Here is a 7,106-nt window from a genome sequence, read left to right as displayed (position 1 = left end):
CGACGGCGGCGAGCGCCGCCCGCAGCCTGGCCAGGTCCTCCTCGGTGTGCCGCTGCGCGAGCCGGCGGACGCAGGGCGGCTCGAGCAGCGCCCTGGCCTGGTGGACGTCGGCGATGGTGGTGCCGCGGTATTCCAGGACGAGCGCGGCGTAGCGGGCGGCGACGTCACCGTTGGGTGTGTGGACCCGGGCGCCGCCGTGTGCCCCGCGCCGGACGCTGATCAACGCTTCGGACTCCAGGACGCGGAAGGCCTCCCGCAGGGTCGGGCGGGAGACCCCGAACTGCTCCATCAGCACGGCTTCCGGGGGCAGGGCGTCCCCCTCGACCAGTTCGCCCCGCACGATCTGGCGCCGCAGGCGGGCGGCGACCAGCTCGGCGGTCTTGGGGACGCGCACCCGCCGGCCGACGTGGCCCTCGCCGGCCGGCGACCTGCCGGGGTCGTCGCCACGCCCGCCGGGGGGCGGGCCGGCCGACGGATCAGACGTTCTGAGACCGCCGGGCCCCCCGATGCCCCCCGGGCCGTCCGTTGCGATATTGGTTGCGTTCAGTAACACCATGATGGTCCCCCTCGGAGAGATCCGGCTGCGGCGGGCAGCGCGTGGCCCGCTGGCGGTGGTTCGGCTCCTTCGCCCAGAAGATCACATTGTTGTCGCCGGCGATGTCACCAGAAGTACTGGCGAGGTTGCATTGTGACACTACTGGTCACAGTCACCTGCAAGGGGTGCTGTCATGGCTACAAGTAATGACTATTTGTAATCGATGTTCATCGAATCTTTACTAAAAGTAATCGTTCAGAGTCTTTTTGTCATCGTTTGGCGGCGCTGAACACCATGTGGCGATCCGAGCGGATCGGTGCGCTGCGTGAGTCACCCGGACGAAAAAGGTGCCGGCCGGTGTTCCACCCGGATGATCCAGATCGTGCGCGTCGCGCGCGGGCCATCGGATCCACACCTGAGGAGATCGTGATGACGGCTCTGTACACGGCTGAGGCCACCGCGTGGGGCGGGCGTGCGGGACGGGTGGCGTCCAGCGACGGGCGGGTGGACCTGAACCTGTCCCTGCCCAAGGGGCTCGGCGGCGACGACGGCCCCGGCACCAACCCGGAGCAGTTGTTCGCCACCGGTTACGCCGCATGTTTCCACAGCGCGCTCAAGGCGGTCGCCCGGCGGGCGAAGGTCGATGTCTCCGCGTCGGCGGTCACCGTCCGGGTCGAGATCGGCCCGGACGACGACGGGTTCGCCCTCGCCGTCGCGATCGAGGCCGAGATCGAGCAGGTCGACCGGGACGTGGCCGCCACGCTCGTCGAGCAGGCTCACGCCCTGTGCCCGTACTCCAGGGCGACCCGGGGCAACATCGTCTCCACCGCCACCCTCGTGGACAGCTGACCGGGTGGCCGGCTGGCCGGCTGGCCGCTGGCTGACCGGCCAGCGGGTGCTGGCCAGCCGGTCGTGGGCTGCCCGGGACACCGTATGGTCGTAGCGTCTTCATCCATGGGCGACGCGCACATTGCCACCGTCGGTGTCGAGGAGGAGTTCCACCTCCTGGACCTCGCCTCCCGGCGGCCTGTGCCGCGGGCTCCGGCGATCCTCGAGCGCCTCGCGAAGGAGTGTTTCACCGCCGAGCTGCTGGCGTCGGTGGTGGAGTCCAACAGCCGCCCGTGCACCGACCTGGCCGACCTGCGCAGCAGCCTGCTCCAGCTGCGGCGCGAGCTGGTGGCGGCCGGCGAACCGCTCGGGCTCGGCCCCGCGTCCGCGGGGACCGTCCCGCTGGCCGGCCGGGACACGCCCAGCATCAGCCGGTACCCGCGCTACCAGCGGATGCTCGCCGACTACCAGCTCCTCGCCCGGGAGCAGTCGATCTGCGGCGCGCAGGTGCACGTCGAGGTCGCCGACCGCGATCTCGCGATCGCGGTGGCCGCGTGGGTCGCGCCGTGGCTGCCGGTGCTGCTGGCGGTGTCGGCGAGCTCCCCGTACTGGCAGGGCACGGACAGCGGCTACGCGAGCGTGCGCACCCTGGTCTGGCAGCGGTGGCCGACCGCCGGCGTCACCGGGGCGTTCCGCACGGCGGCCGAATACGACCAGGCCGTCACGGATCTGATCACATCCGGGGTGATCAGCGACCCGGGGATGGTCTACTTCGACGTCCGCCCCTCCGCGCACCTGCCCACCGTTGAGCTGCGGGTCTGCGACGCGTGCCCGGACGTCGACACCGTCATCCTCGTCGCCGGCCTGTTCCGCGCGCTCGTCCGCCGGGCCACCCTGGCGGTCGGGGCCGGTGCGCCGGTCCCGCCACGGCGGACGGAACTGCTGCGGGCGGCCACCTGGCGGGCGGCCCGGTCCGGGATCGAGGGTGACCTCGTCGACGTGGCCGCGGCGGTACCGGTACCGGCGGGGGACCTGCTGTACCGGCTGGTGGACGAGGTGCGCGCCGAGCTCGAGCACGCCGGCGACTGGGAGCTGGTCCGCGACCTCGCCGGCCAGGCCGTCGGCCGGGGCAGCGCCGCGGCCCGGCAACGGCGGGCCTTCACCCGCCGCGGACACCTCACCGACGTCGCCGACCTCATCCTCACCGAAACCCGCCAGGCCGCGGACGCGGCGGATGTGGCGCATGCGGCGGATGTGGCGCATGCGGCGGATGTGGCGCATGCGGCGGATGTGGTGGGTATTACGGATGACACGGTGAACACGGCGAGTGCGTCGCGTCCACCGGCCGCAGGCCCGGCCTCGGTCTCGGGGCGAGGCGGCGGGACCGTCTGAACGGCCGGCCGGCCGGCCGGCCCGGGCCCGCCGCGTCCGAGCCTCGCGTCAGACCGTGACGCCGAGCGGGACGGAGATCCCGAGGCCGCCGCGGGTGCCCGCGCCGTAGCGCGCCTTCTCCCTGGCGATGTCCAGCGGCCGGGTACCGGCGCGGTTCGCGACGGCCGCGGCGTCGTCGAGCAGGTGCGCGGGGACCACCCAGACGACCTCGAACTCCAGGCCGTCGGGGTCGTGGGCGTACAGGCTCTTGGTGGTGCCGTGGTCGGACGAGCCGACCAGCGCCCCCGCCGCGACGAGCCGGCGGGCCGCATCCTCCAGGTCGGTGAGGGTACCGACCTCCCAGGCGATGTGGTACATGCCCACGGCCGACCGGCCGGCCGGCGAGCTGCCGGCGGTCGCGCCGAGCTCGAACAGGCCGATGTCGTGGTCGTTGGTGGAGTCCGGCGCCTGCAGGAAGGCGGCCCGGCCGGGGATCGTCATCGTCACCCGGAAGTCCAGGACGTCGGTGTAGAAGGCGGTGGTACGCGCGACGTCACGGACATAGAGGACGACGTGGTTGAGGCGGTGGATGCCCATGATCTCCTCCTCGGGCCGTTCGGCGCCCGGGCGCTGTCCGGTAGCGCCTGGCACGGTCGGGCACTGTCTGCGGTCGGGCGCTCGGCCGGACGCCGCCGTGCGGATGGCACCGTGCGGGCGGCATGCCGTTGAGCGTTCAACTATCTTGACGGTACCCCGTTCGTTCCCGCTGTGTCCGGGTTGTCGGGGACGATCTCGTGACCGGAATTTCACGACCGGGATCCGTGGTCACGGGCCGGCGCCGGTGGCCGCGTCCAGCGCGTAGACGTTGTGGTCCAGGCTGCCGACGTAGAGCAGGCCGTTCTCCACCACGGGTGAGGAGTCGTCCACCGGGGCCCGGGTGGCGAACTTCCATCGTTGCTCGCCGGTGACGATGTCCACCGCGTACACATAGCGGTCCCGGCTGCCCACGTAGACCAGATCGCCGGACACGGTGGGCGAGGAACGGATGCCGTTGCCGGTGTGGAACCGCCAGCGGGTCCGGCCGGTGTCCGCGTCCAGCGCGTACAGGTTGCCGTCGTCGCTGCCCACGTACAGCACCTTGTCCACCAGCGTGGGCGTGGAGACCACGCCGTTGTCCGCGGTGAACTGCCAGGTCGGGGTGCCGTCCGAGGTCTTCAGCGCGTAGACGTTGTGGTCGTCGGCGCCGATCCACAGCATGCCGCCGGAGACGGTGGGGGAGGAGTCGACGCTGCTGCCGGTGGTGCGCTGCCAGCGTTTCCGGCCGGTGGCCGCGTCCAGCGCGTAGATGTTGCGGTCGCGGCAGCCGACATATACCCCACCGCTGACTACTGTTGGTGACGAATTGAACCAGTCATCGCCGGTGAAGCGCCAGAATTCGCGGCCCGTGGCCGTGTGGACCGCGTACAGGTTGCGGTCACGGCAGCCGATATAGACCACCCCGTCGACCACGGTCGGAGAGGAGTGCATCACCGCCCCGGCGCGGAAGCGCCAACGCGGCTGCCCGTCCGTGACATCCACCGCGTGCAGGTAGGCGTCGTTGCAGCCGACGTAGACCGTGTCGCCGGCGACCGCCGGGGACGACGTGACCGCCCCGTCGGTGGCGTACCGCCAGCGTTCACGGCCGGTGACCGCGTCGATGGCGTACAGGTGGTGGTCGTTGCTGCCGATGTAGACCACACTCGCCTCGACCGCGGGGGAGGAGTACACCTCGTCACCGGTGGTGAAGACCCACGGCCGTGGGCCGGCGGCGCCATCGGCGCCATCGGAACCGAGCAGGCGCACCGCCCCCCACGTGCCCGCCCCGGCCGCCGCGGCCACGGCGATGGCGCCACCCGCCCGCAGCAGGGCCCGCCGGTGCGGCCGCGCAGGCACAGGCGCAGGCACAGGCGCGGGCGCAGGCCGGTCACCGGTGTGCTCCCGGTCCGCGTGGCCGGTACGACCCGTGTACCCACGGTCGGTGCGATCCGCGTGTTCGTAGTCGCTACGGCCCGCGTATCCATAGCCGGTGCGACCTGTGTGTTCCTGGCCGGCGCTGGTACCTGCCCGGCCGGCGCGGCCGTCCGATGAGGACGGCTCCCACGGTAACGGCGGTGTCGGCGAGAGCGGGGGGGAGTGCCGCCCCGGCGGGCTGGAGATCGGCTCCCGGGAGGTGGGCGGCGGCCCGGGCCGCGCCGGTGACCCCGGCGGCGTCCTGGTCAGGGCCGCGCTGTCCCGGTCGGCCGCGTCCGCCGGTATCCGGCGGTCCCGAGCCTGGTCCGTCTCGCCCTGTCCCATCCGGGCCTGTCCCGCTCCCGCTTGTACTCCGGGTGACCGTCCACCAGGAAGGGGTGGCTTTCTGTCGAGAGCAGATGGCTGTCCGCCAGAGACGGCTGGCTGTCCGCCGGGGCCGGACGGACCGGAGGAGCCGGACGGACCGGAGGAGCCGGCGGGCCTGTCCCGGGCGTCCGGGCGGTGCCCTCGCTCGTAGGCGTCCACCAGGTCGTAGACGGCGGGTGGCAGCCAGTGCTGCGCGCCGAAGCCGGTCGCCTGCTGCCAGCGTCTGTCGATCTCCTCCAGCAGGCGGTTCGGGGTGGGCCGGCGTGCCGGGTCACGCTGCATGCAGCGGCGGATCAGGTCGGTGAGCGCCGGTGGGAGGGCGGAGAGGTCCGGTGGCCGGGAGAGCAGCTGGGCCAGCACGTTGACCGGTGTGTCGCCGTGGTAGGCGGTGCGGCCGGTCGCCGCGTACAGCAGGGTGGCGCCGAGGGAGTACACGTCGGTGGCCGGGGTCACCGACGCGGTGTCCATGGCCTGCTCCGGGGACATGTAGTGCGGCGTCCCGATCACAGCCTGGGTGAGCTGCGCGCTGCCGACCGACGACCGGACCAGCCCGAAGTCGATCACCTTCGGGTTCTCCCGGGTCACCAGCACGTTCGACGGCTTGAGGTCCCGGTGGATCAGGCCCACCCGGTGGATGGACTCCAGCGCCTCGGCGATCCCGGCCGCCAGCCACAGCACCGCGTCGACCGGCAGCGGGCCGGCCCGGCGGACCAGCCAGGACAGCGACGGCGCGGGCACGTAGGCGATGGCCAGCCACGGCATCGCGGCGTCGGCGTCGGCGTCCACCAGTGACGCCGTGTACACGCCGCTGACCTGCCGGGCCGCGGCGGCCTCCCGGGCGAAACGCTCCCGGAAGCCGGGCTCCTCCACCATGTCGGCCCGCACCGTCTTGACCGCGACCAGCAGCCCCGAGCGTGACTGGCCCAGGTACACCCGGCCCATCCCGCCGCCGCCGAGTACGCCGAGGATGCGGTAGGGGCCGATCGTGCGCGGGTCCCGCGGCGTCAGGGCGTCACGCATGCTCTCGAAAGAGCTGTTCGTGCCCGTCACGTCCGCCTCCACCTGTTCGTCACAGCCGTCAACGTGCCTTTACGCCCCGCATCGCGGGGCGGCGTGCCTTTACGCCCCGCATCGCGGGGCGGCGTGCCACTGAGTACCGTGCCGCCGGACGCCGTGCCCCGGGCGGTCGTCCAGGTGATCGTTCCCCGGATGGTCGTCGTTGGAACGATTCTTCTCCTCCGCCCTCGACATCGCCCCCGACCGTGATGGCTCCTCCGGGCGTGGCAGCCGTCCGTTCCCTGGATGTGGTCGTCGTCCATGGGGGCGTGGTCGTCGTCGTGCCTGGTCAACGGCCCGCGCGCACCGGGGCCGTGCCTCCGGCGACGCTGGTGGGGGCCGGCAGCGCCGCCCGGCTGATCGTTGTCTCCAGCCACGGGGCGAGCTGGTGCATGCCAGCGGTGCTCAGGTGGACGGCGTCGATGTAGAACGGGCCGCCGGAGGCGGTACGGGTCCAGCAGCGGTCCTCCTGGCACAGCGCCGCGTCGATGTCGAGCGGCAGGACCTGCGGGTACCGGCCGGCGGCCTCGGCGATCAGCGCGTTGTAGCAGCGGCTGGACATCGGGTCGGTGTCCCCGGTGACACGGCGGCTGTTGGCCAGCAGCACCGGCCGGCCGGGAGCCTCCTGCTCCCACAGGCGCGCGGCCGCGGCCAGCCGCTCCCGGTAGACCTGCCGGTAGCCGACGTCGCAGGGGGAGACGACCGCGCTGCCCACCAGCCGCGCCGCCGCGTCCCCACTCAGGTCGACCAGCAGGACGCCGGGCCGGCTGGCGGCGATCTGGGAGCGCCAGTACCGGTCCCAGTGCGCGCAGTCGCGTGCCGGCACCGCCGGTGCCCGCGCCGATGCCGGCAGCTGGGCGTCGGCGCTGACGTGGGCCCGCGGCGGCGCCGGCGGTGGTGCCGGGAACAGCCCGCAGCCGGGCAGCGAGCCGTCCACCAC

6 protein-coding genes are annotated in these 7,106 nt (G+C 72.8%); 2 read left to right on the top strand and 4 right to left on the bottom strand.

The window, feature by feature from the left end:
* Positions 1–556 (bottom strand): GntR family transcriptional regulator (locus tag NBX02_RS14945; protein WP_250291830.1); only part of this gene is annotated, 556 nt, incomplete at its 3' end.
* Positions 557–964: 408 nt separating this feature from the next.
* On the opposite strand from NBX02_RS14945, the gene NBX02_RS14940 reads away from it, so the two are divergent.
* Complete coding sequence (locus tag NBX02_RS14940; protein ID WP_250286474.1) at positions 965–1,384, top strand: organic hydroperoxide resistance protein; 420 nt, start codon at positions 965–967, stop codon at positions 1,382–1,384.
* A gap of 105 nt (positions 1,385–1,489) precedes the next feature.
* Positions 1,490–2,755, top strand: a complete 1,266-nt coding sequence (locus tag NBX02_RS14935) for a glutamate--cysteine ligase (RefSeq protein ID WP_250291827.1) — start codon at positions 1,490–1,492, stop codon at positions 2,753–2,755.
* 48 nt (positions 2,756–2,803) lie between these two features.
* Here NBX02_RS14935 and NBX02_RS14930 read toward each other — a convergent pair whose 3' ends face one another.
* From NBX02_RS14930 to NBX02_RS14920, 3 genes are all read right to left on the bottom strand, one after another.
* Positions 2,804–3,331 carry a VOC family protein gene (locus tag NBX02_RS14930; protein WP_445548448.1) on the bottom strand — a complete coding sequence of 176 codons (528 nt, stop codon included), beginning with the start codon at positions 3,329–3,331 and terminating at the stop codon, positions 2,804–2,806.
* A gap of 228 nt (positions 3,332–3,559) precedes the next feature.
* On the bottom strand, positions 3,560–6,160 hold the full coding sequence (locus NBX02_RS14925; protein ID WP_250286472.1) for an outer membrane protein assembly factor BamB family protein: 2,601 nt from the start codon (positions 6,158–6,160) through the stop codon (positions 3,560–3,562).
* Between the two features lie 295 nt (positions 6,161–6,455).
* On the bottom strand, positions 6,456–7,106 hold a 651-nt coding region (locus NBX02_RS14920; protein ID WP_250291822.1), incomplete at its 5' end, for an SGNH hydrolase domain-containing protein.

The organism is Protofrankia sp. CiP1_Cm_nod1, from assembly GCF_920888515.1.
GTDB lineage: Bacteria > Actinomycetota > Actinomycetes > Frankiales > Frankiaceae > Protofrankia.
This window is presented reverse-complemented; position numbering and strand designations above follow the sequence as displayed.

Coding starts and splice junctions, on each gene's coding strand:
- NBX02_RS14930 (WP_445548448.1), bottom strand. CDS start 3,331: ATGGGCATCCACCGCCTCAACCACGTCGTCCTCTATGTCCGTGACGTC.
- NBX02_RS14935 (WP_250291827.1), top strand. CDS start 1,490: ATGGGCGACGCGCACATTGCCACCGTCGGTGTCGAGGAGGAGTTCCAC.
- NBX02_RS14940 (WP_250286474.1), top strand. CDS start 965: ATGACGGCTCTGTACACGGCTGAGGCCACCGCGTGGGGCGGGCGTGCG.